We start from the raw sequence: 23,679 nt of genomic DNA, 5'->3' as shown, positions 1-23,679 counted from the left end.
AATCGGTCGCAACCGGAATGAACCGCACGTGCCTTGCGTCACACCAGCATGAGCACCACCGGTCCGCAACCACCGCCCCGGGGACCCGGCTTCCTCGTCCGGGTCCTCGCCATCCCCGTCGCCGTGTTCCTGGCCGTGCTCGGCTGCATCGTCATGCTCCTCGCTCTGGCGAGCGTCCCGCTTCCGCACCTCCGGGTGGTCGCGGAGGAGGAGGCCGAACCGGGCACCGCGCGGGAGCCGGGAGGGGAACCGGGGGAGGAGCCGAGCGGGGAGCCGCCGGGTACGGAGCCCGAGCGGGACGAACCCGGGACCGGGGAGGGCGGGGCGGGCGCCGCCCCGGAGCCGGTGCCGCCGGAGTCCTACAACGGGGCCTCCACCGAGTTCGACACCTTCCTCGTGGAGGTCGAGAAGGCCTACACCGACACCACCGTCACCGACGGGATGGGGTCCTCCGACACCGCGCCCTCGGGCATGGAGTTCCACATCTACCGGCTCCACGTGACCAACCAGGGGAGCGGGCCGGCGGTCTTCGACACCTACGGGACCACCGGCCTGACCACCGACGGCCTGGAGTACGCCAACGACATCGACGCCGAGATCACCGTGGCGTGGGACTACTTCTGGGACGACATCAACCCCGGGGAGACCGTCACCACGCACATCCTGTTCCTGGTCCCCGTCGGGACCGGGTTCACCGAGGTCAGGATCGCCGGTCGCGCACTCCTGGAGCCGGACTGAGGCCCGTGCGCCGCACGAGGCCCGCCCAGGACGGCCCCGTCACGGGCGCGGGAGCGCGCGGGGCGGGGCCGCGAACCCCTTCCGGCACGGCGTCAGCGGGGGCGGCGGCGCAGGTTGATCTGGGCGTTGGCACCCGTGTCCGGGTCCACCACGACCTCCTGCCCGGCGGCGATGCCGTCCACCACCAGGTCGGCCTCGGTCGGCACCGCGCGCCTGACCACCCCCAGGGCGATCGGCCCCAGTTCGTGGTGGCGGGCCGACGTGCCCACCCGGCCCACGGCCCGTCCGTCCAGTTCGAGCGCGGCACCCACCTCCGGCAGGCGCTCGGCGGTGCCGTCCAGGTGCAGCATCACCAGGCGGCGCGGCGGGCGGCCCAGGTTGTGCACACGCGCCACCGTCTCCTGGCCCGGGTAGCAGCCCTTCTCCAGGTGCACCGCCCGGCCCACCCAGTCCACCTCGTGCGGGATCGTGCGGTCGTCGGTGTCCAGTCCAGGGCGCACCCGGTGCTCCGCGATCCGGTTCGCCTCGTAGGCCCACATGCCCGCCGGGCGCGCCCCGGCCTCCGTGAGCGCCTCGGCCGCGCCGGTGAGCCGGTCGGCGGGCAGGAGGAGGTCGATCTCCCCCTCGGTCGCGCGCGCGGGTACGTCGTCGAGCGCGACGGCCCCGACCACCTTGGCGCGGTCCGGGCCGAGCACGGTCAGTACCGCGCGGGAGTCGCTCAGGTCCTCCACCTCCACACGCAGCATGAACCGCATCGAGTCCAGGAACCCGGCCAGGCCCGGGCCGTCCCCGGGCTCGGTGTGGATCCAGGTGGCCTCGCCGTCGTCCACCAGGCAGAGGTGGTGCCGCAGGTGTCCCCGGGTGTCCAGGACCAGCGCCTCGGTGCCGGTCCCCGGAGCCAGGCCCGTGGTCAGCTGGCTGGTGAGATCGTTGAGCCAGCCCAGGCGGTCGGGCCCCGACACCCGGACCACGCCCCGGTTGCTCCGGTCGACCCACGCGCTCGAACGTTCGACGGCACGCCCCTCGTGGGAGGGGTCGCCGTAGTGCGCGGCGATCCCGGAGTCGGGGGACTCGGCGCTCACGGCGCCCGGTGTGCTCAGCAGCGGCGAAGTCATACCGCCGAGCCTAGCCGCCCCGCCAAGGGGCCCGAAAGCACGTCTACCACCTGCGGTTTTGCTCACAGAAAAAACATTTGCCCCACGGCTCGCGTGGGACGTACTGTCGGTGGCACGCAGGAAAGGAGGTGGTCCAAGTAATGGTTGATCTTAGGACTGGCGAGGTGGCCGTCCGCTAGGACGACGCTCGCGTTCGCGCGACGCCGTTCGCAGCGAATCCCAGACGGACACCCGGACCCCGGGCTGCCGGACTCGTCCGACCGGCCCCGCCCCAAGGCGGGAGACAGCCCGGGGTCTGCCCTTGTCCGGGGACGGGCCCCGACCGCCTCCCCGGGCGCCTTCGCCGCTTCTTCCGGCTGCTCGGCTACTTCGCCTCGACCCGCTTGAGCTGCGCGGACATGTACGAGCGCAGGCTGTGGCCGCGCGCGGCCAGGTCCCAGGCGTACCCCAGCGTCTCCCGGTTGTCGCCGAACAGGCCGTACAGCCGGTGCGAGGCGGTCGCGTCGATCCCGGTCTCGGTGTGCACCACCGCGTCGGTGGACATCTCCACCCGGTTCGCGAACACGTTGCCCAGGTACACCTCGGTGAAGCCCTCGGGGTGCACGATCAGCGCCTCCAGGTGTACGACGGGCTCGTCCGACCCGCGCTCCCCGGCCTCGGACTCCGGGCGCACGCGCCAGTAGCCCGACTCCTCGGTGACCAGCTCGCCCGGCTCGCCTCCCGGGGTCATCCGCCAGGCCCTGCTCGTGAAGGCCAGGTACGGCAGATCCGCCCTCTGCGAGAACTCGAGCTCCTGGCCGAACTGGAACTCCTCCACGTCGGCGTAGCCGGCGACGCCCACGCCCTCCCAGCGGCCGAGCAGGAAGGACAGTTTCGCCAGATCGGGGTGTACCTCAGCGTCCATAACCCCCGAGCGTAGCGGCGACGAGGGGGTGGCGGTGACCACCGGCGGGCCCACGTGGCGACCGCCACTCCGGTGTCCCGGTACGGACATGCCCAATTGGCCCCGCTTTCCCGGAGAACTGGTAAAGATTGTCAGCAACGCGGTGTGGCCACGGGGTGTTATGTCCGCCGCTGTCGTATGACCTCACGCACTTTCCAAAGGGGCGGCCTGTGTTACTGGTGATCGGTTCGGCGCTGCTCGTGGTCGCGGTGATCCTGCTCCCCCTGACGGTGCTCGCCCTGCGGCGCTGGCTGCGGCAGCTCAGCCTGGCCCGGCTGCGTCCCGGAGCGGTGGCGGCCCGGGAGGGCAGGCGCGTCACACTCACCGGTGTGGCCGCTCCCGGTCCCGACGGACCCGTCGCCTCCGGCCTGGCCGGCGCGGAGTGCGTGTGGCACGGTCACGAGGTGCTGCGCCACTACTGGTCGCCCAACCGGGGCCCGGAGGGGGGTGCGGTCCGCGAGCGGGCCTGCGACTCCATCGCCGACTACTCCTCCGAGGACCTGTTCGGGATCGTGGCCGAGGGCCGCTCCGGTGAAGCCGACCGGGTCTTCGTCGATCCGAGCGGTGCCGCGCCCCGGGACGCCGAACTGTGCCTGAAGCGCGTGGTGGGGCGCCCCCAGCCGGGTGTGGCCTCCCCCGCCGACGACCTGCTGCCTCGTGTGCGCGGCCGGATCTCCGGCGTCTTCCGCGGCGAGACCATCGAGTTCGAGTACCGCGAGTGGGTGATCCGCCCCGGCGCCCGTGTGCGCGTCACCGGCCAGGTCCAGGTGCGCGGCGGACGCGTGGTCCTGGCCGCGTCCGAGGGCGCGGCCCTCGGCATCGAGCACGGGGTGGACGAGCAGCCGGCGCGCGTCTCCCCCCGCCGGACCGAGGCGCTGGTGCTCACCGCGGCCTTCGTGTTCTGCTCGGTGGCGGGCGCCGTGCTCACCGCCGTCACGGGCTGAGTAGGGTGGCGGCCATGTCTCGTTCGTTGGTGATCAAGGTCACCGCCGGTGAGGATGATCCCGAGCGGTGCAACCAGGCCTTCACGGTGGCCGCCGCGGCCCTGGCCAGCGGTGTCGACGTCTCGCTGTGGCTGACCGGGGAGTCGGCGTGGTTCGCGGTCCCCGGCCGTGCCGAGCGCTTCTCCCTCCCGCACGCCGCGCCCCTCAAGGACCTCCTCGACTCGGTGCTCGCAGCGGGCGGGGTGACGGTGTGCACCCAGTGCGCGGCCCGTCGCGACCTCACCCGGGACGACCTCCTCGACGGGGTGCGCATCGCCGGGGCACCGACCTTCGTGGAGGAGGCCGTCCGGGAGGGCGCGCAGGCCCTCGTCTACTGAGGGGTACGCGCCGCCCCCAGGACGGGGGCGCTCCGGCGTGGCGCCCCCGCGCGACCCCGCCCTGTGGCGGGGCCAGGACCCGCGCCCGCCTCGCCGCGCCCCCCGGCCCCCGGACACGGCCGTGCCCGCGCCGGCGGCGGCGCGGGCACGGGAAGCGGGCGGAAGGACCGGGGAGGAGGGCTACTTCCTGCCCTGGTTGGCGACGGCCTCGATGGCGTCCTTGGCGGCCTCCGGGTCGAGGTAGGTACCGCCGGGGTTGGTCGGCTTGAACCGGTCGTCCAGGTCGTACCGCAGCGGGATGCCCGTCGGGATGTTCAGCCCCGCGATGTCGGTGTCGCTGACGCCGTCCAGGTGCTTGACCAGCGCGCGCAGCGAGTTGCCGTGCGCGGCGACCAGCACGGTCCTGCCCGCGGCCAGGTCCGGGACGACCGAGTCGTACCAGTACGGCAGGGCGCGCTCCAGCACGTCCTTGAGGCACTCGGTGCGCGGCAGCAGCTCCGGCGGCAGCTCGCCGTAGCGGGCGTCACCGGCCTGGGAGTAGGTGTCGTCGTCGGCGATGGGCGGCGGCGGGGTGTCGTAGGAGCGGCGCCAGATCATGAACTGCTCTTCGCCGTACTCCTCGCGCGTCTGCGCCTTGTCCTTGCCCTGGAGCGCGCCGTAGTGGCGCTCGTTCAGACGCCAGGAGCGCTCGACCGGCAGCCAGTGCAGGTCGGCGGTGTCCAGCGCCAGGTTCGCGGTGCGGATGGCGCGCTTGAGGAGGGAGGTGTGGACCACGTCCGGCCGTACACCGGCCTCCTTGAGCAGCTCGCCGCCCCGGCGGGCCTCCTCCTCGCCCTTGGCGGAGAGGTCGACGTCCACCCAGCCGGTGAACAGGCCCTTCGCGTTCCAGACGCTCTCACCGTGTCGCAGCAGTACCAGAGTTCCCATGGGGTCAGCCTAGCCACCCCGCTCCCTGGCCCGGGAGCCCACCCGTCGCTCCTAGCGGTCCTCTCCCGGTCCGACCAGGTGGGCGAACGACCTCAGGTTGCGCATGTCGTGGCCGCGTTCGGCCCGCCACCGCCACTCCTTGCGGATCGCCGACGCGAACCCCCGCTCCAGCGCCCCGTTGAAGTTCTCGTCCGAGTAGGTGAGCACGCACCCCAGCAGCCGGTCGACCTCCTCGGGGGTGACCCCCTCCAGCGGCAGGCGGCCGCGGATGTACACGTCGCCGACCTCGTCCGCGACGAACGCCATCCCGTACATGTCCGCGTTCAGGCGCATCAGCCACAGGTAGAACCCGGCGTGGTTCTCGTCCGGCTGGCGGCAGAAGAACGACGTCAGGGTGAGGCTGTGCGGCCCCACCTCCAGCCACACGAGGGTCTTGAGCTTGGCCCTGCCAGGCAGGGTGACCAGGAACGACCCCTCGCGGGGGCGCTCCGCCTCCAGTCCGGACTCCTCCACGGCGGCGGCGATCGCCTCGGCCGCGACGGTGCGGGCCGCTTCCCTACCCACCTCGTACATCCCTCCCTCGGTCATCTGCACGCGGCCAGCGGCAGCGCGCGCGGGGCCGTACTCGCCCGGTACACGTCAAGCAGTTCGTCCACGGTCCGCGACCAGCCCAGGGTGGCGGCGTGCGCCGGCGCGGCCATCGCCAGCTTGGCACGCCACATCGGCTCGGAGATCATCCGGTACAGCTCGGCCGCGTAGTCGACGGGGTCGTGCCCCTTCACCAGGACCCCGGACACCCCGTCCGCCACCGCCGTGGCCAGCCCTCCCACGTGCGCGGCCAGCACCGGGGTGCCGCATGCCTGCGACTCCACCGCCACCAGGCCGAACGACTCCGAGTAGGACGGCACCACGGTCACCGCGGCCGCGCGGTAGTAGTCGGCCAGCCGCTCGCGGCTCTGCGGCGGTTCGATCCGCACCACGTCCGCCACGCCCAGGGAGCGGGCCAGGCCGGTGAGCAGCCCCGGTTCGCGCATGCCGCCGCCGGACAGGCCGCCGACCACGCCCACCACCAGGCGCTCCCGCAGCGAGGGGTCGCGCTCCAGGAGCTCGGCCGCGGCACGGATGAGCACGTCGGGGGCCTTCAGCCGCTGCACGCGCCCCACGAACAGAAGCAGCTCGGTGCCGGCGGGAAGCCCGATCCGCGCCAGCGCCTCCTGGCGCGAGCCGGGGGTGAACACCTCCAGGTCCACACCGGGCGGGATGACGCTGATCTGGTTGTCGCGGGCACCGTAGTGGTCCCTCAGCTGGCGGGCCTCGTCGTCGGTGTTGGCGATCAGCTGGTCGGCCTGGCGGACGAGCTGGTCCTCCCCGAGCACACGGGTCTCGGGCTCGGGCTCGTCCCCCTCGGCCAGGGAGGCGTTCTTCACCCGGGCCATGGTGTGCATGGACTGCACCAGGGGCACGCCCCAGCGCCGGGCGGCCACCACGCCGGCCTGGCCCGAGAGCCAGTAGTGGCCGTGCACGAGGTCGTAGTGCCCCGGTTCGCTCTGGGCCTCGGCCCGCAGCATCCCGAAGATGAACGGGCACAGGTGCTCGGCGAGGGTGTTCTTGTCCAGGCGGCCGTAGGGACCGGCGGGCACGTGCCGCACGTTCACACCCGGGGCGAGCTCCACCACCGGGGGCAGGTCGGGACTGGTCGCGCGGGTGAACACGTCCACGGCCACACCGCGTTCGGCCATGCGCCGGGCCACCTCGACCACGTACACGTTCATGCCGCCCGCGTCGCCGGTGCCGGGCTGGTCGAGCGGGGAGGTGTGCAGACTGACGGTCGCGACTCGGGACGGGTCCGACGCCTGTCCTCCCACGGGAACGATTCCAGACACCGGGCGGGTCCCTTCAGGTCGTGTGCACAGCCGCTGTCGTCAACAGCGACGAAGGTACACACTGTTCCCCACCGGTTCGTTCGAGGGGCCGGGTGTTGACTCCGGGCGTTCCCCGGTGTAACCGGCGCGGGGATGCCCACGTCGCCGGGCGGGGAGCACCTCCGGCCTCCGCGGGGCCGCGGCACCGCGCGCGGGCCGAACGTGGCGACCGCCACAGGGAGCCCGGCGGCGTCGGGGCCGGGTCGGCGGGAGCCGACCGGGACCCGGGAACACCGTTCACCGCGGCCGGCGGCGCCGTGGGCGTGTCCGTGCCGCGGCCGTCCGGGGATCAGACCGCGACGGAGTGCCGCAGCCGCAGTTCGTCGGGGTAGGGGCGGAGGTAGGTCTGGTCGCGGGCCCACGCGACGTCCTCCGCCGTGCAGTGGTGGCGCAACAGGGCCACCGGGACGCTCAGCGGTACCTGTTCGTGCCGGTAGTCCTCGATCGCCGCCAGCAGGTCGTGCCTGCGGGCGTCGTCCAGCAGCGGGCTCAGCATCCCGAAGGCGTGCTGTAGGGCGTTGACGTGCTTGCCCCGGCTCGGCCGCACCGCCATCGCCCGGTGGAACGCCTCCGTGTAGGCGGCCTCGGTCTCCTCGGGGGCGGAGGCTCCCGCGCGCGCCACGATCCGGCCCGTCTCCCTGTAGCCGTCGGGCGAGTGCGACATCAGCTGGAGCTTGTGCCGCGTGTGCAGCACGACCAGGTCGCGCGGGCGCCAGGGCGACTCCCACAGCTCCCGCAGCCTGGCGTGCGCGAACACCCGCTGCACGAACATCTCGCGCAGCACGGGGTCCATCAGGCGGCCCTGCTCCTCCACGGGCAGCGCGGGAAGGAGCTCGGTGAGGCGCCGTGCGAAGGCGCCCCTCCCCTTGCCGTCCACGCGGCCGCCGTCGTCGTCGAACACCGGCAGGGCGAAGAGGCCGCAACTCGGCGACTTGTTCTTGAGCACGTACCCGTCCAGAAGGCGCAACCGGGCCAGATGGTGGTCGGCGGTCCGCGCCAGCTCGTCCGAGTGGTCGGCCCCGTCGGCGCTGGAGACCACCCGGTCCTCCCCCTCCCGGCGTTGCAGGCGCAGGGTCGGGCGCGGGACGCCCAGGCCGATCTCCGCCTCGGGGCAGACCGGGAGCCAGTCCACGTGCCGGTCGAGCTCGTCGGTGAGGAAACGTGAGCGCGAGTGCCCGCCGTTGTAGCGCACCGGAGCGCCGAGCAGGCAACTGGACACTCCGACCCGGGGACGAACCGTGTGGGTCCTCGCAGGTGAGAGGCTCTTCTTCATGGAAGCTTCCTACCCCGGCCCCGGCCTCGGCACCGGATCCGCACGGGGGAGGACCATGGTTTTCCGCCTGATCGCGTCGAGCGAGGGAGCGCCTCTTGGCCCCGGCCACCATCGTCCTGTTCACGCAGGACCTTCGCGTCCACGACCATCCGGCCCTGGCCGCCGCGCTCGAACGTCCGGGCCCGACCCTGCCGGTGTTCGTGTTCGACCCCGCCGTGGCGGAGCGGTCCGCGCGCAACCGCGTCACCCTGCTCGCCGACGCCCTCGCCGACCTGCGGGCCGCGCTGCGCGAGCGCGGCGGCGACCTGGTCCTCCGCCGAGGGGACACGGCGGAGGAGATCGCCGCCCTGGCCAGGACCACCGGATCCGCGACCGTGCACGTCATCGACGGCGTCAGCTCCCTCGCCGCCCGCCGCGTGCGCCGTCTGCGCGAGGCGGGCGGACGTGCGCGCCTTCCCGGGACTCACCGTGGTCCCCCCGGGGGAGGTCACCCCCGTGGGCGGAGACCACTACAAGGTGTTCACGCCCTACTGGCGGGCGTGGGAGGCCCGCGCCTGGCGCGCGCCGGCCCCGGCTCCGGGCCGCGTGCGCCTGCCCGAGGGCCTCTCCCCCGGCGAGCCTCCCCACGGGGACGAGGGCGGCCTGGGCGGACGCGCCGAGGAGCTGCCCCGGAGCGGCGAGCGCGCGGCCCGCGAACGCCTGGGGTCATGGCTGCGGCGGGGACTGGCCCACTACCCCGACCGGCACGACGACCTGGCCGACGCCGCGACCTCGCGGCTGTCGACCGACCTGCGCCTGGGCTGCCTGTCCCCGTTGGAGGTCGCCCTGTCCGCGAGGGGCCGCCCCGGCGGAGGCGCGTTCGTCCGCCAGCTCGCCTGGCGCGACTTCCACCACCAGGTCACCTCGGCCTTCCCGGGGATGAACGTCCGTGACTACCGGCCCCGCGACAAGCGGTGGCACGACGACCCCGACGCCCTCGACGCCTGGAGGGAGGGACGGACCGGTGTACCGATCGTGGACGCCGGGATGCGCCAGTTGCTGCGGGAGGGCTCCATAGGGCTTCATGCACAACCGGGCGCGCATGATCGCCGCCGCGTTCCTCACCCGGACCCTGCGGGTGCACTGACGCCGGGGCGCGGACCACTTCCACGCCCACCTCACGGACGGGGACGTGGCGAACAACTACGGCAACTGGCAGTGGGTGGCGGGCACCGGTAACGACACCCGGCCCAACCGGTCGTTCAACCCGCTGCGCCAGGCACGCCGGTTCGACCCCGACGGCGTCTACGTCCGCCGCTACCTGCCGGAGCTGGCCGACCTGCCCGGCGCAAGAGCCCGCACTCCGTGGCGGGAGGAGCGCCCGCCCCGCGGCTACCCGCCGCCCGTCGGCGATCCCGGCCGGTGAGGCCGGGCGCGGCGGGCCCTCCCGGGCACATGGGAACGCGGCCGGATCAGCGGGGGGCGAAGGCCGCCTGGAAGGCCCGGAACGCGGTGTCGTCGAACAGGACCATGCGGATCTCCGGTACGCGGACCCGGGCCGAGTGGATCGCCCAGGCGGCGATGCGCGCCGCGTCCTCGACCGGCCACCTGTAGGCGCCCGCGGAGATCGCGGGGAAGGCGATCGACTCCGCGCCCAGCTCATGGGCGACCCTCAGGGACTCGCCGTAGCAGGAGACGAGCAGCGCGCTGCGGTCCTCGGTGGTGCTGTGGACCGGGCCGACGGTGTGGATCACCCACCGGGCGGGCAGCCGGCCGGCCGTGGTCGCCACCGCGTTCCCGACGGGCAGGCCGCCCCCGTAGTGCCCGGCGCGCAGCCGGCGGCACTCCTCCAGGATGGACGTGCCGCCCCTGCGGTGGATGGCGCCGTCCACCCCGCCGCCGCCCAGGAGGGAGCTGTTGGCGGCGTTGACGATCGCGTCGACGCTCTGCTCGGTGATGTCGCCCCGGACGACGGAGATCCGGGAGTGGTTCGGAGAGGCCATGGGCGGTGCTTCCTTCCGGTGCTCGGTGGGCAGTATCGACCACGGGCGCGGGGGAGTCCAGCCTCCGGGACGGCCGGTTCGCCGCGTGGATCCCCTCTGGCTGTGAGGGCGCAATCCCTTGTCCCGCAGGTGATGAGGATTTAACCTGGGGGTACGACAACGGGTAGTACGACCCCCAGTAGACTCACAGGCATGAATCGGCTTGGCGAACTCGAACGCGCGGTGATGGATGTACTGTGGGCACGGAACGAACCAATGACGGTTCGTGAGGTCGGTAAGGCTCTCGCCGAACGCGACCTGGCGCACACGACCGTCATGACCGTGCTCGACAGGCTCGCCAAGAAGAAGGTCGTCACCCGGGCACGTGAGGGTCGTGCGTGGCGTTACCGTCCGGCAGCCAGCCGCGAGGCATACGTCTCCGAGTTGATGTTCGACGCGCTCGGACAGACAGGAGACCGCGACGCCGCCCTGGCCGCCTTCGTCCAGTCCATGGACGGCGAGCAGGCTGACGCGCTTCGGCGCGCACTCGCGGAAACCGAGCAGCCAAGGAACTAGTCCGTATGGTCAGTGCCGCCCTTCTCACCTTCGTCGCGGTCTGCTGCCTCATCGCAATGGAGGCCCTCCACCGGGCCGAGTGGCCCTCCAGGGGCCCCTACACCGCCGTGATCACCTGGCAGGCCCTGGGACTGGCCTGGGGTGTGTCCACCATCGGCGCGCTGCTGGCCTTCGGACTCTCCTCCTACCAGCTCGGCGCGGCCGGGGGCTCCATGGCCCTGGCCACCGACATCGTCACCGGCGAACTGCTCCTCGCCGAGCTCTCCCAGGGCTTCGAGGGCATCACCCACATCGCGGCCGTGGTCCTGGCGGTCGTGCTGACCCTCGTGCTCTTCTGCGGGCTGGTCTCCTCCTTCGTCCACGTGGTCCGCGTCCGCCGGCGCCACTACGACCTCCTCGAACTCGTCGCCAGCGACCACCCCGACGTCCCCGGCGCCCGCGTGGTCGACCACCCGGCGGCCGCCGCGTACTGCCTCCCGGGCGTGCTCCGCTCGCAGGTGGTCATCAGCGCGGGAGCCCTCGCGGTCCTCGACAACCGCGAGCTGGCCGCCGTCCTGGCCCACGAGCGCGCGCACCTGCGCCAGCGCCACGACCTCGTGCTGCTGCCCTTCTCCTCGCTCAAGCGCGCCTTCCCGCGGGTGCGCCTGGTGCGCACCTACTACGAGAGCGTCGCGCTGCTCATCGAGATGTGCGCCGACGACCAGGCCCGCCGCAAGAGCTCCTCGCGCGAGCTGGCCATGGCGCTGCTGCGCTTCGGCGCCGCGGGACCGGCCCCGGTGCCCGCCGGTGCGATGGCCGCCGTCCCCGAGGCCGAGCCCGGGGTGATGCGGCGCGTCAACCGCCTCCTGCGCCCCGACGACGAACTCCCGTACCACACGGGCGCCTTCATCATGGGCGCGTCCGCGTTCCTCCTGGCGACGGTCACCTGCCTCTGGCACATCCCTCTCTGACCTCTCCGGCCGGTGGCGACCGGCCGCCCTCCGGCCCCGGGACGGCCCGCGTGGCCCGCCCGCCTCCCCGGCCCGACGGCGCGTGTGAGACGTGCCTCGGCGGGCACGATCGGCGCCGCCGGTCCGTTTACGGTGGGAGAGCGGGCGGACCCCCCGCTCTGAACGTCCTCGGGAGTGTGCGTTTTGTTCTACCTGATCTGGAAGGCCATCTACCTGGTCACCTTCGTGGCCAGCCTGTACGCCCTGATCGAGGCGATCCGTACACCGGCCGCGGCGTTCGAGCTGATGGACAAGCAGACCAAGAAGCTGTGGGTCGTCCTCACCGGCGTGGCCACCGCCCTGTCCCTGCTGGCGGTGTTCTCCGGCAGGGGGATGTTCGTCATCCTCGGCCTGGTCGCCACCCTCGTCTTCCTGCTCGACGTGCGCCCGGCGGTCAAGGGCACCGGAGGCAGCAACAACAGCGGTCCCTACGGCCCCTGGTAGCGCATCCGCCTCACGGAGAACACCCCCCGACGGCGCCCTCACGGGGCGCCTCCGCCTCCTCTATGGCCCCCAGCACCCGCCGGAGCGCGGCGGCGTAGGCGGGATCACCCGTGTAGTGGGAGTGGCCCAGGACCTCCGGCCGTCTTGCCTCGCCCGGCGGTGCGTCGTACGAGCGCGGGTCCGGCAGAGGTTCGGCCTGCTCCACGGTGAGCAGGGCACCCGGCCCGCCGGAGGGGGCGCGCATCCGCACCGGCCCGGCGATCGCGTCGGTGACCCGCCACAGGTTGCGCCACGCCGACACCCGCTCCCGCAGGTCGGCGAACGGCCCCGGACCGAAGTAGGCGGGGAAGTAGCGGGCGTACAGGCGGTCCAGCGGCGAGCCGTGGGTGAGCAGCGCGATGCGGCCCAGGCAGTCGGTGGGCAGCTGCCACACCGTGGCCGCCGCCAGCACCGAGCCCTGTGAGTGCCCCGACAGCACCACGTCCGTGCCCTCCCGGCACATCAGGGCCACCCGGGCGGACAGCTGCGGCACCGCCCGCTCCGCGTAGGACGGCGGCGCCAGCGGGTGCGCCACTCTGGGCCAGAACGTGCCCACGTCCCACAGCGCCCCGACCGCCTGCCGCGTGGGCCGGTCGCGGTAGGCGCTGCGCCCGATCCACACCAGCGCCACCAGAGCGGCGCCGCCCAGCAGCGATCCGACGCCGGTCAGCCCCGACACCACCCCCTGGGCGGCCTCCCGCACCTCGTGGGGCGCGCTGGACGCGGCCGTCGCCGCGGCCGCCGGACCGGCCGCCAGGTCGTCCGAGAGCGCCGAGTACAGCGCGAGCGCGCCCAGCGCCACCACCGGGAGCAGGAACGCCCCCAGCACGGACGGCAGGACCTCGGTCATCCGGCCCGACGCCCGCGCGTGGGCGATGTGCCAGGTCCGGCGGTCGCGCACGCTGCGCGCGTAGTCCTCGGTGACCCCCGTCAGGTGTGCCCGGGTGCCGCGGCGCAGCCTCAGGGCGAGCACCATCACCACGGCCAGCGCGATGGCCGCCTCCAGGGCGAAGGCCAGCTGGAGCCACGAGTAGGCGGTCGGCACCGACAGGGGCAGGCAGTCCACCTCCGGCGTGGCCAGGGAGCCGCAGCCGCTCAGCAGCAGTGAGCCCTGGTAGACGAGCGCGGCCGAGAAGCCACCGCCCAGCAGGGCGCCCAAGGCGGCCGTGGCCGGCCCCGCCACGCCGAGCATCGCCGTGTCGTCGTGGGCCCGGTCGGAGGCGAACAGCACCAGTGCCGCCGCCAGCATCACCAGCACCAGGGTCACCTGGACCGCGAACAGGGTGTTGAGCATCGCCCCGCCGCCGGGCAGCCGTCCGGAGGCCGTCCACTCCGGGCGGGGCCACAGCGTGTACGCGACCACCGCCGGCCCCAGGACCAGGGTGGCGTCGCGCAGCAGGCGGCAGAGCCGGTCGGCCCGAGCGTTCCAGCGGGGGTCCGCGCCCGGGACCAGGACGCTCAGCGTGCTCGCCGCGGCCACCACCGCGAGCAGTACCGCCAGCACCGTGCCGGCGACCCAGGGGCCGGGCCCGGCGGGAAGGCCCTCCACCGCCGGCGCCAGGTCGTGCCGGAGCGCGGGCAGGAGCAGCAGCGCGGCGACCGTGCCGAGGGCCACCGAGATGTGTGCCGACCGCAGCCGTGCCATGGTCTCGCTGTTGCGCCAGAAGTCGGCGTGGCTCAGCGGGGCGGCCGCGCTGGGCCGGGGCGGCACCGAGCTGGACACGACCTCGTAGTCGGCGGCGGTGCGCCGGGAGAGCCGCCACAGCACCACGACCACGGCCACCGGCAGCACCGCGCCCACCACCAGGGCCGGGCCCGGCGCGGACAGCGGGGAGGAGGGCGAGCCCAGGAACGCCAGCCACGGGCGTGCCCGCACGCACGCCTCACCCTGCCCGGCGGCGCACTGCCAGGCCACCAGGTCCATGCCGAACCCGGCCGCGGCCAGGGTGATGAGCACGGTCAGGGACAGCGCCAGCAGCCGTACGCCCGCGCCGTAGGTGTTGTTGGCCAGCCTCCGCGCCCCCGTCGGGTCGCGGTCCATCCGGCCCGGCCGCATCCAGTACGCCACGTTGACCAGCATGAACGGCAACAGCAGCAGCCAGAACGCCCGGGAGGAGCTCCCGGAGGTGAGGTTGCCCCAGGCGAAGATCTCCCGGCGTACGCCCGGGACGGTCTCGGTGTCGGGCTCGCGGCGCCACCGGAAGAACCCCGCCAACCGGTCGCCGCCCACCCGCATGGCGGGTTCCACGTCCAGCAGTTCCTCGGCCTGCCCGCCGCTGACACCGTGCACGCGCAACTCCACGCGCTCACGCGTGGGACCCGCGCGCTCGGGCGGGACGGCGGAGGTCTCGGGGGAGCGGGGGACGGGGGCGGTCGGGTCAGGCTCGTACGGGTTGGGGGATGCGGCGAGGTCCGACATATCAAGCATCCTGCCACGCTGGGTGTCCGGACGGCAGCACTCCACCGAACCTGTGGAGGACGCCGACGGGGCCCTTCCCACGGCGCCGCCCGGCCGCGGGAAAGCGCGCGGGGAAGCGCCACCGGGGATGTGGGCGCGCCGGGTGCTCAGGGCGTGCGGCCCGGTCCCCGTCCGCAGCGTGGTCGAGGGGCGGGCCGGAGGGCCTAGTGCACGAGGGACTCGTCCGGCACGTCCCAGGTGTTGCACGCCCCCGGCGTCTGCTCCTCCCAGCCCTTCCGGGTCCACCTGACGCTGTTGTCCGCCGAGCCGTGCGTGCGGTCCTCCGGCGGGCTGTCCTCGCGGTCGGCGGTGGCCGCCGCGTCCGTCAACAGGGCCGCCAGGTCGCCGTCGTCCAGCGGATAGCTCACCCGGACCGACCCCAGGAAAGCCCCGGCCAGGCAGTTCGCCTGCAGTTCGCTGCGGCGCGTCCACGAGTTGCGCTCCAGGGGGTCCTCCCTCAGCTCGCGCTGCTCGTGGTAGTACTCCAGCAGGCCCGACTCCCCCTGCACGTGGTGGCCGTACTCGTGGGCCAGCAGGGAGGCGTACACCACGCTGCGGGTGGCGCCGTTCCACTTCTCCACCACGTCCGAGGTGCCGATGTAGATGCTGGCGCTCGCCCGGCAGTAGAACGCGCCGGCCCGCGACGGGTACGAGCGGCACGGGCTCACCCCGGGCTCCTCCCAGAACACCCGCTCCGGAGGGGCGAAGGGGAGCCCCGCACGGGCGAACTGGGTGCGCCAGGCGTCGTCCAGGCAGTCCGCGACCGAGTTCAGGAACGCCTCCATCGACTCCGCCTCGTCGACGTCCGGCTCGGCCACCGGGCACGGCCGCGGGCTCAGCCGCCCGGTCCCGTACAGGGGGTTGTCGACCAGCGCCGCGTGCCCCGAGGGGCGCTCCCGCTGCCCGAACCGCTCCGACAGCCCCGTCCGACCCCCGTCCCCGGTCCACCCCGAGGGGTCCTGGCCGGGCTTGTCGTCGGAGTCGGGGACCGCGCCGGTGCCGTCGGCGGACGCGTCGGGCCGGGGTTCCTCGTCACCGGCCGTGGTCCACGACAGCAGCGCCAGCGCCAGCAGTACCACCACGAGAGCGGTCACCAGACCGGACGCCCGCCGGTCGGCGCGGCGCGCCGCGGACGCCGGCGAATCACCGAACCCTGCGTACACCCCTGTCCGCCCGCCCTGTCGTCACCGTCCACCGGGCCGTACGGACCGGTTCCTGCCCGTGCCCCCGCCGACGCGTCACCGCACCAGCTCCTCGGGGGCGTTCCACGTGTTGCACGCCGCCGGATCCACACGGTCCATGCCGTGCGCCGTCCACAGGCGGCTGTTCCCCACCGAACCGTGGGTGTGCTCGTCTCCCCGGTCGGCGCGGAGTTCGACGTCGTCGAGGATATTCTCCCGTTCGGACCCGCCGAACCCCAGTGACTGACTCGAGGAACCCAGGAAAACCCCTCCCAAACAATTGGCCTGGAGTTCGTTTCGCCTGGTCAGCTCGTCGGCCTCCTCCTGGTCCACACCCGCGCGCGCACTGTGGAACTCGGCGAGGATGCGCGACTGCCCCTGCACGTGGTGCCCGTACTCGTGGCTGAGCAGGAACGTGTACGCCTCGGGCCTGTCGCTGCCCGCCGAGGCCGCCACGATGTCCCTCACCCCCAGGTACAGGCCCTGGTTGGCCTGGCAGTAGAAGGCCGCGGTGCCCTCGGTGGGGAACGCCCCGCACGGGCTGTGCCCGGCGGCGTACCAGTACACCCGGTTGGGAGCGGTGAACTCCATCCCCGCGGCCTCGAAGTAGGAGCCCCACGCCCGGTCCAGGCAGTCGGCGATCTCATGGACGAAGGCCTCCACCGACGCGGGGTCCTCCTCGTCCAGCACGGGCGCCTCGCAGGTCACCTCGCCGAGTTCGCCGATCCGGTACAGCAGGTTGCCGCCGAGCAGGTCGCCCTCGCCGGTCCCGGCCACCGGCCGCCCCGCCGACGCCCCGTCCGCCGTCCGGCCCGCCTCCTCGTCCGCCTCGGCGACCGGGAGCGACGCGGGGTGCGACCACGCGTTCGACGACGGCAGCAGGGCCGAGATCGTGAGGAAGGCGGTGAACCCCGCCGCGGCCAGGCCCGTGCCCAGCGTGAGCGACACCCCGATGCCCATCCGCTGGAGGAACCCGGGGTGCTCGGACCAGAAGTCGGGGCCCGCGGCGGGCCCGCGCCTCAGCACGGCGGCTCCCCGCGGAGCCGGGGCACGACGTCGGACGCCGTGCCCTGGAGGGAAGGTACACCGGGGGACCGGATAGGCTCTCGCGTCATGTGGTGGGTTGGCTCCTGGCGCCCGGCCGTCGCGGTGGCGACGGCCGTCTTCGTGTTGTCCTCGCTGGTCGCCGGGGCCGCGGTCGCGTGGCCGGGAGGGGAGGCCCGCGCCGCGACGGGGGCGGCACCGGCCCCCACAGTACCGGGGAGCCCCACGGCCGCCTCCGGGGACCGTTCGGACCCGGAGATCACCAACGACATCCGGCTCGAACTCGACCGTGCGGGCATCCTCCACGGCGAGGAGACCATCTCCTTCTCCGGCGGCGCCCCGGCGGTCTTCACCCGGGCCCTCACCGAGACGATGCTGTACGACACCGACCACGACCGCGAGTTCGAGGTCACGGGGGTGCGTGCCACCGACCTGGACGGCGACCCCCTCGACGTGGACGTGCGCAAGGAGAACGGGGCCCTCTTCGCGGACATCCCCACCGCCGGGACCGCGGGGGCGGTGCTCACCTACCGGGTGAGCGGAACCGTCAGCGAGGTCGCCCAGGGGGTCCAGATGGAGTGGCGGGCGGTCGGCGCCTACAGCCACACCGTCCAGTCCACCAACGTCACCGTCACCGCGCCGCTGCCCCCCGAGGCGCTCTCCTGCCTGGCGGGGGAGCCCCGCAGCGCCATGTACTGCACGGCCTCGGACATGGGTCCCGAGGCCGGGGTCGCGCACTTCCTCCAGGCCGACATGGACCCCGACGACAGGCTCGACATCGTCGTCAACTACCCCTCCGGCACCGCCGAGGGGGAGCCCATCCTCACCCGCCGCTGGTCGCTGGCGTCCGCGTTCGCGGTCACCCCGGCCACCGCCGGCGTGTTCGGCCTCCTGCTGGTGGTCCTGCTGGGCGGCCTGGCGGTGCTGATCCGCGTCCGGGGCCGCGACGAGCGCGCGCTGCGCAAGGAGGCCGCGGCCGGCGAACAGGCGCCGGTGGCCGAGAGCGAGCACGGACGGCTGAGGTTCGCCCCGCCGGACGGCGTGCACGCCGGACAGATCGGCACGCTCGTCAACGAGACCGTGGACATCACCGACCTCACCGGTGCCGTGGTCGACCTGGCGGTCCGCGGCTACGTCCGCCTGGAGGAGCTGCCGCACGAGAACTTCACGTCCGTGGACTGGCGCCTGGTCCGCCTGGACGGCCCGCCCGAGGACACCCTCCTGGCCTACGAGTGGATGCTGCTGGACGCCCTGTTCGGGGGACGCCGGACGATCCGCCTGTCCCAGGTCGGCTCCCCCCACACGTCGTCCGACTTCCCGGCACGCATCGACCGGGTGCGCGAGGAGCTGTACCGGGACATGGTGCGGATGAGGTGGTTCGCCCGCTCGCCCAACCAGGTGCGCAGCCGCTGGAGCACGGCCGGCATGGCCGTGACGGCCGCGGGCGTGGTCCTGACCGGCGTCCTCGCGGTGTTCACCAGCGCGGCCTTCACCGGCCTGGCCGTCATCATCGCGGGCGCCGCCGTCACGGCGGGGGCACAGTACATGCCCGCCAAGACCGCACTGGGCAGCTCGGTGTACGCGCACACCGTGGGCTTTCGCGACTACCTGCTGGGCCCGCGCTCGGCGAGCGCGCCCCCGGGCCAGCGCGTGGAGCTGTACTCGCGCTACCTGCCCTACGCGGTGATCTTCGGCGACGTCGACCGCTGGGCGAACATCCTGGCCTCCGCGGCGCTCACCGACCTGACCCCCGACGAGCTGACCGGCGACGGCCTGGCCTGGTACACGGGACCACGGGAGTGGCGGATCGAGGACTTCGCCGACTCCATCAGCACGTTCGCGGTGACGCTGACCGGCATCATCACCAACGCCCGGCGGCTGCGGCTGCTCAACCAGCTCCAGCGGCGGTAGGACCGTCCGGAAGGCAACACGAGGGAGGAACCATGCGCGCGGTCGTACAGCGGGTGTCGCACGCGTCGGTGACGGTGGACGGCGAGGTGGTCGGCCGGATCACCGAGCCCGGCCTGATGGCGCTGGTGGGGGTGACCCACACCGACACCGCGGCCGAGGCGGCCCGGATCGCCAGGAAGCTGTGGACGCTGCGGATCCTGGAGGACGAGCGCTCGTGCTCCGACACCGGCGCGCCGCTGCTCGTGGTCAGCCAGTTCACGCTCTACGGCGACGCGCGCAAGGGCCGCCGCCCCACCTGGCAGGCCGCCGCCCCCGGAGAGGTCGCCGAACCCCTCGTGGACGCGGTCGTCAAGGAGTTGCGTGAGCTGGGCGCCGAGGTCGCCACGGGGGTGTTCGGCGCGAAGATGTCGGTCGCCCTCACCAACGAGGGGCCCTTCACCGTCGTCCTGGAGGCCTGACCCGGGGCGGGAGGCCCCGTCCCGGTGCGGGCCGCCGCACGGCGGGGCCGCGCCCGGGGCCCGGGCCGCCGACGGCCCCGGGGCCCGAACGGCGCGCGCCCCGGGCTGCGGCCGACGCCGCGGCCCGGGACACGGGAGGACCCGCGGGGAGGAGGGAGCTGCTGGTGGAGGAGGTCCCGTGCCCCTCAGACGTCGACGGTCACCGGCTCGAACTTGTAGCCCAGACCGCGCACGGTCACGATGTACCTCGGGTTGCCGGGGTCCTCCTCGATCTTCGCGCGCAGCCGCTTGACGTGCACGTCGAGCGTCTTGGTGTCACCGACGTAGTCGGCGCCCCACACGCGGTCGATGAGCTGCATCCGGGTGAGCACCCGCCCGGCGTTGCGCAGGAGCACCTCCAGCAGCTCGAACTCCTTCAGGGGGAGCTGCACGTTGTCGCCGCGCACGGTCACCACGTGCCGCTCCACGTCCATGCGGACGGGACCGGCCTCCAGGGCGGCGGGCAGCACGACCTCGTCCTCGCCCCGGCGGCGCAGCACCGCGCGGATACGTGCCACCAGCTCGCGGGAGGAGAAGGGCTTGGTCACGTAGTCGTCGGCGCCCAGTTCCAGACCGACGACCTTGTCGATCTCGGAGTCCTTGGCGGTCAGCATGATCACGGGGACGTTGGACTTCTGCCGCAGGGTCCGGCACACCTCGGTGCCGGACAGCCCGGGCAGCATCAGGTCCAGCAGCACCAGGTCGGCCCCGGTACGGTCGAAGGTCTCCAGCGCCACGGTCCCGGTGGGCGCCACGGCGACCTCGAAGCCCTCCTTGCGCAGCATGTACGACAGGGCGTCGCTGTAGGATTCCTCGTCCTCGACAACGAGTACACGCGTCACTGTGCCGCCTCCTGACGGTCGGTGTTCCGGGCGGCCTCGGGCCCCCGGCTCTCAGGTCTGGGCAGACGCAGAGTGAACGTCGACCCCGACCCCTCCTTGCTCCACACGGTCACTTCTCCACGGTGGTGGGTCATGATGTGCTTGACGATCGCCAGGCCCAGACCGGTACCTCCGGTGGCCCGGCTCCGAGCGGCGTCCACACGGTAGAACCGCTCGAAGATCCTTTCCAGGTCCTGCTGCGGGATCCCGATGCCCTGGTCGGCGACGCTGATGTCCACGCTGGACCTGGACACCCCGACCGACACGGCGACCCGGGTGTTCTTGGGGCTGTAGGCCACGGCGTTGGCGACCAGGTTGCGCAGGGCCGTGCCCAGCAGCCCCTCGTCGCCCAGGACCGTGACGCCCTCGGCGCCGCTGCCGACCAGCTCGATGCCCTTGGCGTCCGCGGGCATCCGCACCGAGTCCAGCGCCTCCTCCACGACGGGGCCGAGGTCGACCCGGGTGGGCTCGGCCATCGGCTCGGCGCCCTGGATGCGGGAGAGCGTGATGAGGTCCTGGATGACGGCGGTCAGCCGGGAGGCCTCCGTCTGCATGCGCTCGGTGAAGCGTCGCACGGCTTCCGGGTCGTCGCTGGCGTCCTGTACGGTTTCCGCCAAAAGGGACAGGGCACCCACCGGGGTCTTCAGCTCGTGCGAGATGTTGGCGACGAAGTCGCGGCGCACCGCCTCCAGGCGCCGGTGCTCGGTCTGGTCCTCGGCCAGGACCAGCACCAGCCCGGTCCCCCCGAGGGGGGCCACCCGCACGGCGAAGGACGTGGCGTCGGGGCCGAACTTGCGTACGGCCACCTCGATGTCGGTCTCCCGGATGACGCCGTCCCGCCGCACCTGCCGGGCCAGGGCCAGGAGCTCGCTTATCACCAGCTCCTCGCCCCGGACGATGCCGAAGGCGCGCGCGGCGGAGGAGGCGCGCAGGACCCTGTCCGCGGAGTCCAGCACCACGGCGGAGGAGGGAAGCGCGGAGAGCACCTCGGCGATACCGGGCGGAAGCGTACTCCCGTCCCGGCGCTCCGGCGCCGGCGCCTGTCGGGAGGCGGCGCCCATACGGAAGAAGGGACCGGCGAGGACGCCGATGACGACGCCCGTGACGAGTCCGATGATGCCGGTCACAGCGGCGAGAAGTTCCCCTTGCACGTTTCGATCGTAAACGTGCGGACGGGATCTTTACCCGGTCAGGGCATGTGACACAACCGAGCTTCTTCCATCGTTCACCGATTCTTGGCCGATCCTTCAAGCAACCACTGGGAGCATTGACGCCATGCGCGATACCTACCACGAGGACCTAGACAGCCTGAGCGAACGCCTCGTCGAGATGACGAGGCTCGCCCGGCACGCCGTCGCGCGTGCGACCACGGCACTGCTGGACAGTGACCTGGACGCGGCACAGGAGGTCATCTCCGGTGACGAGGCGATCAACCGACTCGACCAGGATATCGAGGACACCGCCTTCAGCCTGATGGCGCGGCAGCAGCCGGTCGCCTCGGACCTGCGGACCATCATCACCTCGCTGTACATGCGCGGCGACCTGGAGCGGATGGGCGACCACGCCGTCCACCTGGCCAAGATCGCGAGGCGGCGGCACCCGGACTCGGCGATCCCCAAGCCGATCAGGTCGATCGTCCTGGAGATGGGGCACCAGGCGGAGCTGCTGGTGACGAAGGCCGGCGAGGTCATCACCGGGCGCGACCCCGACACCGCGCTGGAGCTGGACAAGGACGACGACACGATGGACCGGCTGCGCCGCAAGCTGCTGCAGCGCATCCTCGCCCCCGGGTGGGAGTACGGGGTGGAGGCCACCATGGACGTCACCCTGGTCGGCCGGTTCTACGAACGCTTCGGTGACCACGCGGTGCACGTCGCCGACAACCTCGTCTACATGGTGACGGGGGAGAAACGGGAGGACTACGACCCGGAGGGGTGACGGTCCGGAGGGGGTGACGGGGGCGGCCGCGGCCCGTGCGCGGTACCTCCCGGGCCGGTCCGGCCGGGGCCGGCGGCCGTCTCCGGGGCCGTGTGCCGGAGGTGACCCGGTGTGGTGACATCCGTCGCTCCGGCGCCCTCGCGCGCCCCCGGAGAAGCCCGCGCGAAGGGGTGTCCGAGGCCCCGCCCGAGAGCCCGGAAGCCCTTCCGTACATGGCCTGACCAGGCATGCCGCGGGCTTCGGGTAGACTTTGTCAAGCCCTGAAAAGTGTGGCCTGACCTGCGTGTTCGCAAACCTAATAGGTACGTTAAGTCACAGATTCATGGTATCCTTGTGGTAGCGGAAGGGGTACCTGTCACATGGCTTTCAAGGTCGGCGACACTGTTGTCTACCCCCATCATGGGGCTGCTCGTATTGAAGCGATCGAGACTCGCACCATTAAGGGCGAGGACAGAACCTACCTCGTTCTGAGGGTCGACAAGGGCGATCTGACGGTGCGTGTGCCGGCCGCGAACGCCGAGGACGTCGGCGTTCGCGACGTGGTGGGGCAGGAGGGCCTGGACAAGGTCTTCGAGGTGCTGCGCGCACCGCACACCGAAGAGCCCACCAACTGGTCCAGGCGCTACAAGGCCAACCTGGAGAAGTTGGCGTCGGGTGACGTCAACAAGGTCGCCGAGGTGGTTCGGGACCTGTGGAGGCGGGACAAGGAGCGCGGTCTGTCCGCCGGCGAGAAGCGGATGCTCGCCAAGGCGCGGCAGATCCTCGTCAGCGAACTCGCCCTCGCCGAAAAGACCAACGAGGACAAGGCCGAGGCCCTCCTCGACGAGGTTCTCACGAACTGAATCCCGGTCTCGGAACCACGTAATTCATGACGAAAATGCCTCGGGTGGGCGTCGGAACCGACGTCCACCCGTTTTCTCCTGGACGCACACTTTTCCTCGCCGGCCTGGAATGGCCGGGAGAAGAGGGCGTCAGCGGCCATTCCGACGGCGACGTCGCCGCCCACGCCGCGTGCGACGCGCTGCTGTCCGCCTGCGGTCTGGGGGACCTCGGGTCCAACTTCGGGACCGCGGAGCCGCGGTGGAAGGGCGCCTCGGGCGCCGCCCTGCTGACCGAGACCGCCGCACGCGTACGCGCGGCCGGTTTCGAGATCGGCAACGTGGCAGTCCAGATCATCAGCAACCGCCCCAAGTTCGCCCCGAGGCGCGCGGAGGCCGAGAAGGCGCTCTCAGAGGTCGTGGGAGCGCCCGTGAGCGTGTCGGCGACCACGACCGACGGCCTGGGCCTCACCGGCAGAGGAGAGGGCATAGCGGCCGTCGCGACGGCCCTGTGCGCTCCCGCGGACTGAACCCGCTCCCCTCGCCGACGGGCCGACCGGTGCCGCCGAAGGACCCGGCGGAAGGGCCCGAAGACGAGGGACACGACGCGGTGCGGGTGTCCGCGCGGCCCGGCGCCGAGGCGGAGCCCTCTGGCCGGCCACGCGCGCGGGGCGACCGGGGTCCTTCGGACCGCCGTCCCCCG

At 72.8% G+C, this 23,679-nt stretch carries 23 protein-coding genes and 1 pseudogene; 12 read left to right on the top strand and 12 right to left on the bottom strand.

The window, feature by feature from the left end; translation table 11 throughout:
• Positions 1–33: 33 nt before the first annotated feature.
• Positions 34–738 (top strand): DUF4352 domain-containing protein, encoded by a 705-nt coding sequence (locus tag A6A08_RS23320; protein WP_242422843.1) that lies wholly within the window; start codon positions 34–36, stop codon positions 736–738.
• Between the two features lie 92 nt (positions 739–830).
• Here the strand turns inward: A6A08_RS23320 and A6A08_RS23315 are convergent, their stop codons facing one another.
• Complete coding sequence (locus tag A6A08_RS23315) at positions 831–1,853, bottom strand: folate-binding protein YgfZ (protein ID WP_073704778.1); 1,023 nt, start codon at positions 1,851–1,853, stop codon at positions 831–833.
• Positions 1,854–2,217: 364 nt separating this feature from the next.
• Positions 2,218–2,757: an FABP family protein gene (locus A6A08_RS23310; protein WP_073704777.1), complete on the bottom strand. Its 540-nt coding sequence runs from the start codon at positions 2,755–2,757 to the stop codon at positions 2,218–2,220.
• A 209-nt stretch (positions 2,758–2,966) separates the two neighbouring features.
• Between A6A08_RS23310 and A6A08_RS23305 the strand changes: the two genes are divergently transcribed.
• Together A6A08_RS23305 and A6A08_RS23300 are read left to right on the top strand one after the other, a co-directional pair.
• A complete protein-coding gene (locus A6A08_RS23305) occupies positions 2,967–3,740 on the top strand; it encodes a GIDE domain-containing protein (protein ID WP_073704776.1) in 774 nt (257 codons plus the stop codon).
• 14 nt (positions 3,741–3,754) lie between these two features.
• Positions 3,755–4,117: a DsrE family protein gene (locus tag A6A08_RS23300; protein WP_073704775.1), complete on the top strand. Its 363-nt coding sequence runs from the start codon at positions 3,755–3,757 to the stop codon at positions 4,115–4,117.
• Positions 4,118–4,297: 180 nt separating this feature from the next.
• Here A6A08_RS23300 and A6A08_RS23295 read toward each other — a convergent pair whose 3' ends face one another.
• The 4 genes from A6A08_RS23295 to A6A08_RS23280 form a co-directional block, all read right to left on the bottom strand.
• Complete coding sequence (locus A6A08_RS23295) at positions 4,298–5,044, bottom strand: phosphoglyceromutase (RefSeq protein ID WP_073704774.1); 747 nt, start codon at positions 5,042–5,044, stop codon at positions 4,298–4,300.
• A gap of 51 nt (positions 5,045–5,095) precedes the next feature.
• Positions 5,096–5,617 (bottom strand): YbjN domain-containing protein, encoded by a 522-nt coding sequence (locus A6A08_RS23290; protein ID WP_073704773.1) that lies wholly within the window; start codon positions 5,615–5,617, stop codon positions 5,096–5,098.
• An 11-nt stretch (positions 5,618–5,628) separates the two neighbouring features.
• Positions 5,629–6,927: a D-inositol-3-phosphate glycosyltransferase gene (gene mshA / locus A6A08_RS23285; protein ID WP_073704772.1), complete on the bottom strand. Its 1,299-nt coding sequence runs from the start codon at positions 6,925–6,927 to the stop codon at positions 5,629–5,631.
• Between the two features lie 328 nt (positions 6,928–7,255).
• Positions 7,256–8,239 carry a DUF523 and DUF1722 domain-containing protein gene (locus A6A08_RS23280; RefSeq protein WP_073704771.1) on the bottom strand — a complete coding sequence of 328 codons (984 nt, stop codon included), beginning with the start codon at positions 8,237–8,239 and terminating at the stop codon, positions 7,256–7,258.
• Between the two features lie 95 nt (positions 8,240–8,334).
• Between A6A08_RS23280 and A6A08_RS29270 the strand changes: the two are divergent.
• Positions 8,335–9,644, top strand: a pseudogene (locus A6A08_RS29270) (cryptochrome/photolyase family protein).
• Positions 9,645–9,690: 46 nt separating this feature from the next.
• Here the strand turns inward: A6A08_RS29270 and A6A08_RS23270 are convergent.
• Positions 9,691–10,221, bottom strand: a complete 531-nt coding sequence (locus A6A08_RS23270) for an O-acetyl-ADP-ribose deacetylase (protein ID WP_073704770.1) — start codon at positions 10,219–10,221, stop codon at positions 9,691–9,693.
• Positions 10,222–10,413: 192 nt separating this feature from the next.
• Between A6A08_RS23270 and A6A08_RS23265 the strand changes: the two genes are divergently transcribed.
• From A6A08_RS23265 to A6A08_RS23255, 3 genes are all read left to right on the top strand, one after another.
• Complete coding sequence (locus A6A08_RS23265) at positions 10,414–10,776, top strand: BlaI/MecI/CopY family transcriptional regulator (protein WP_073704769.1); 363 nt, start codon at positions 10,414–10,416, stop codon at positions 10,774–10,776.
• Between the two features lie 5 nt (positions 10,777–10,781).
• Complete coding sequence (locus A6A08_RS23260) at positions 10,782–11,726, top strand: M56 family metallopeptidase (protein ID WP_073704768.1); 945 nt, start codon at positions 10,782–10,784, stop codon at positions 11,724–11,726.
• A 183-nt stretch (positions 11,727–11,909) separates the two neighbouring features.
• Complete coding sequence (locus A6A08_RS23255; protein ID WP_073704767.1) at positions 11,910–12,209, top strand: DUF2516 family protein; 300 nt, start codon at positions 11,910–11,912, stop codon at positions 12,207–12,209.
• A gap of 10 nt (positions 12,210–12,219) precedes the next feature.
• On the opposite strand, the gene A6A08_RS23250 is transcribed toward A6A08_RS23255, so the two are convergent.
• The 3 genes from A6A08_RS23250 to A6A08_RS23240 all read right to left on the bottom strand — a co-directional run bounded on the left by A6A08_RS23250 (position 12,220) and on the right by A6A08_RS23240 (position 16,913).
• A complete protein-coding gene (locus tag A6A08_RS23250) occupies positions 12,220–14,667 on the bottom strand; it encodes a hypothetical protein (RefSeq protein WP_073704766.1) in 2,448 nt (815 codons plus the stop codon).
• 203 nt (positions 14,668–14,870) lie between these two features.
• Positions 14,871–15,869 (bottom strand): neutral zinc metallopeptidase, encoded by a 999-nt coding sequence (locus A6A08_RS23245; protein ID WP_073704765.1) that lies wholly within the window; start codon positions 15,867–15,869, stop codon positions 14,871–14,873.
• Positions 15,870–15,944: 75 nt separating this feature from the next.
• Complete coding sequence (locus tag A6A08_RS23240) at positions 15,945–16,913, bottom strand: neutral zinc metallopeptidase (protein ID WP_242422842.1); 969 nt, start codon at positions 16,911–16,913, stop codon at positions 15,945–15,947.
• A gap of 87 nt (positions 16,914–17,000) precedes the next feature.
• On the opposite strand from A6A08_RS23240, the gene A6A08_RS23235 reads away from it, so the two are divergent.
• Complete coding sequence (locus A6A08_RS23235; RefSeq protein WP_073704764.1) at positions 17,001–18,842, top strand: DUF2207 domain-containing protein; 1,842 nt, start codon at positions 17,001–17,003, stop codon at positions 18,840–18,842.
• Positions 18,843–18,874: 32 nt separating this feature from the next.
• Positions 18,875–19,300: a D-aminoacyl-tRNA deacylase gene (gene dtd, locus A6A08_RS23230; protein WP_073704763.1), complete on the top strand. Its 426-nt coding sequence runs from the start codon at positions 18,875–18,877 to the stop codon at positions 19,298–19,300.
• Positions 19,301–19,485: 185 nt separating this feature from the next.
• Here dtd and A6A08_RS23225 read toward each other — a convergent pair whose 3' ends face one another.
• Entirely contained in the window at positions 19,486–20,181 is a 696-nt protein-coding gene (locus A6A08_RS23225) for a response regulator transcription factor (RefSeq protein ID WP_073704762.1), read from the bottom strand.
• Positions 20,178–21,347, bottom strand: coding sequence for an ATP-binding protein (locus A6A08_RS23220; protein ID WP_083609244.1), 1,170 nt, complete (start codon positions 21,345–21,347; stop codon positions 20,178–20,180). Before A6A08_RS23220 ends, A6A08_RS23225 begins: the two co-directional genes overlap by 4 nt.
• 148 nt (positions 21,348–21,495) lie before the next feature.
• Here A6A08_RS23220 and phoU point away from each other — a divergent pair, with 148 nt between their 5' ends.
• The 3 genes from phoU to ispF all read left to right on the top strand — a co-directional run bounded on the left by phoU (position 21,496) and on the right by ispF (position 23,506).
• Positions 21,496–22,158: a phosphate signaling complex protein PhoU gene (gene phoU, locus A6A08_RS23215; RefSeq protein ID WP_073704760.1), complete on the top strand. Its 663-nt coding sequence runs from the start codon at positions 21,496–21,498 to the stop codon at positions 22,156–22,158.
• 359 nt (positions 22,159–22,517) lie between these two features.
• Entirely contained in the window at positions 22,518–23,000 is a 483-nt protein-coding gene (locus A6A08_RS23210; RefSeq protein ID WP_026129182.1) for a CarD family transcriptional regulator, read from the top strand.
• 35 nt (positions 23,001–23,035) lie between these two features.
• The gene (ispF, locus tag A6A08_RS23205; RefSeq protein WP_199867031.1) at positions 23,036–23,506 is read left to right on the top strand and encodes a 2-C-methyl-D-erythritol 2,4-cyclodiphosphate synthase; all 471 of its coding nucleotides are present in this window, start codon (positions 23,036–23,038) and stop codon (positions 23,504–23,506) included.
• Positions 23,507–23,679: the final 173 nt, after the last annotated feature.

Source organism: Nocardiopsis sp. TSRI0078, from assembly GCF_001905145.1.
Taxonomy (GTDB): Bacteria; Actinomycetota; Actinomycetes; order Streptosporangiales; family Streptosporangiaceae; genus Nocardiopsis.
This window is presented reverse-complemented; position numbering and strand designations above follow the sequence as displayed.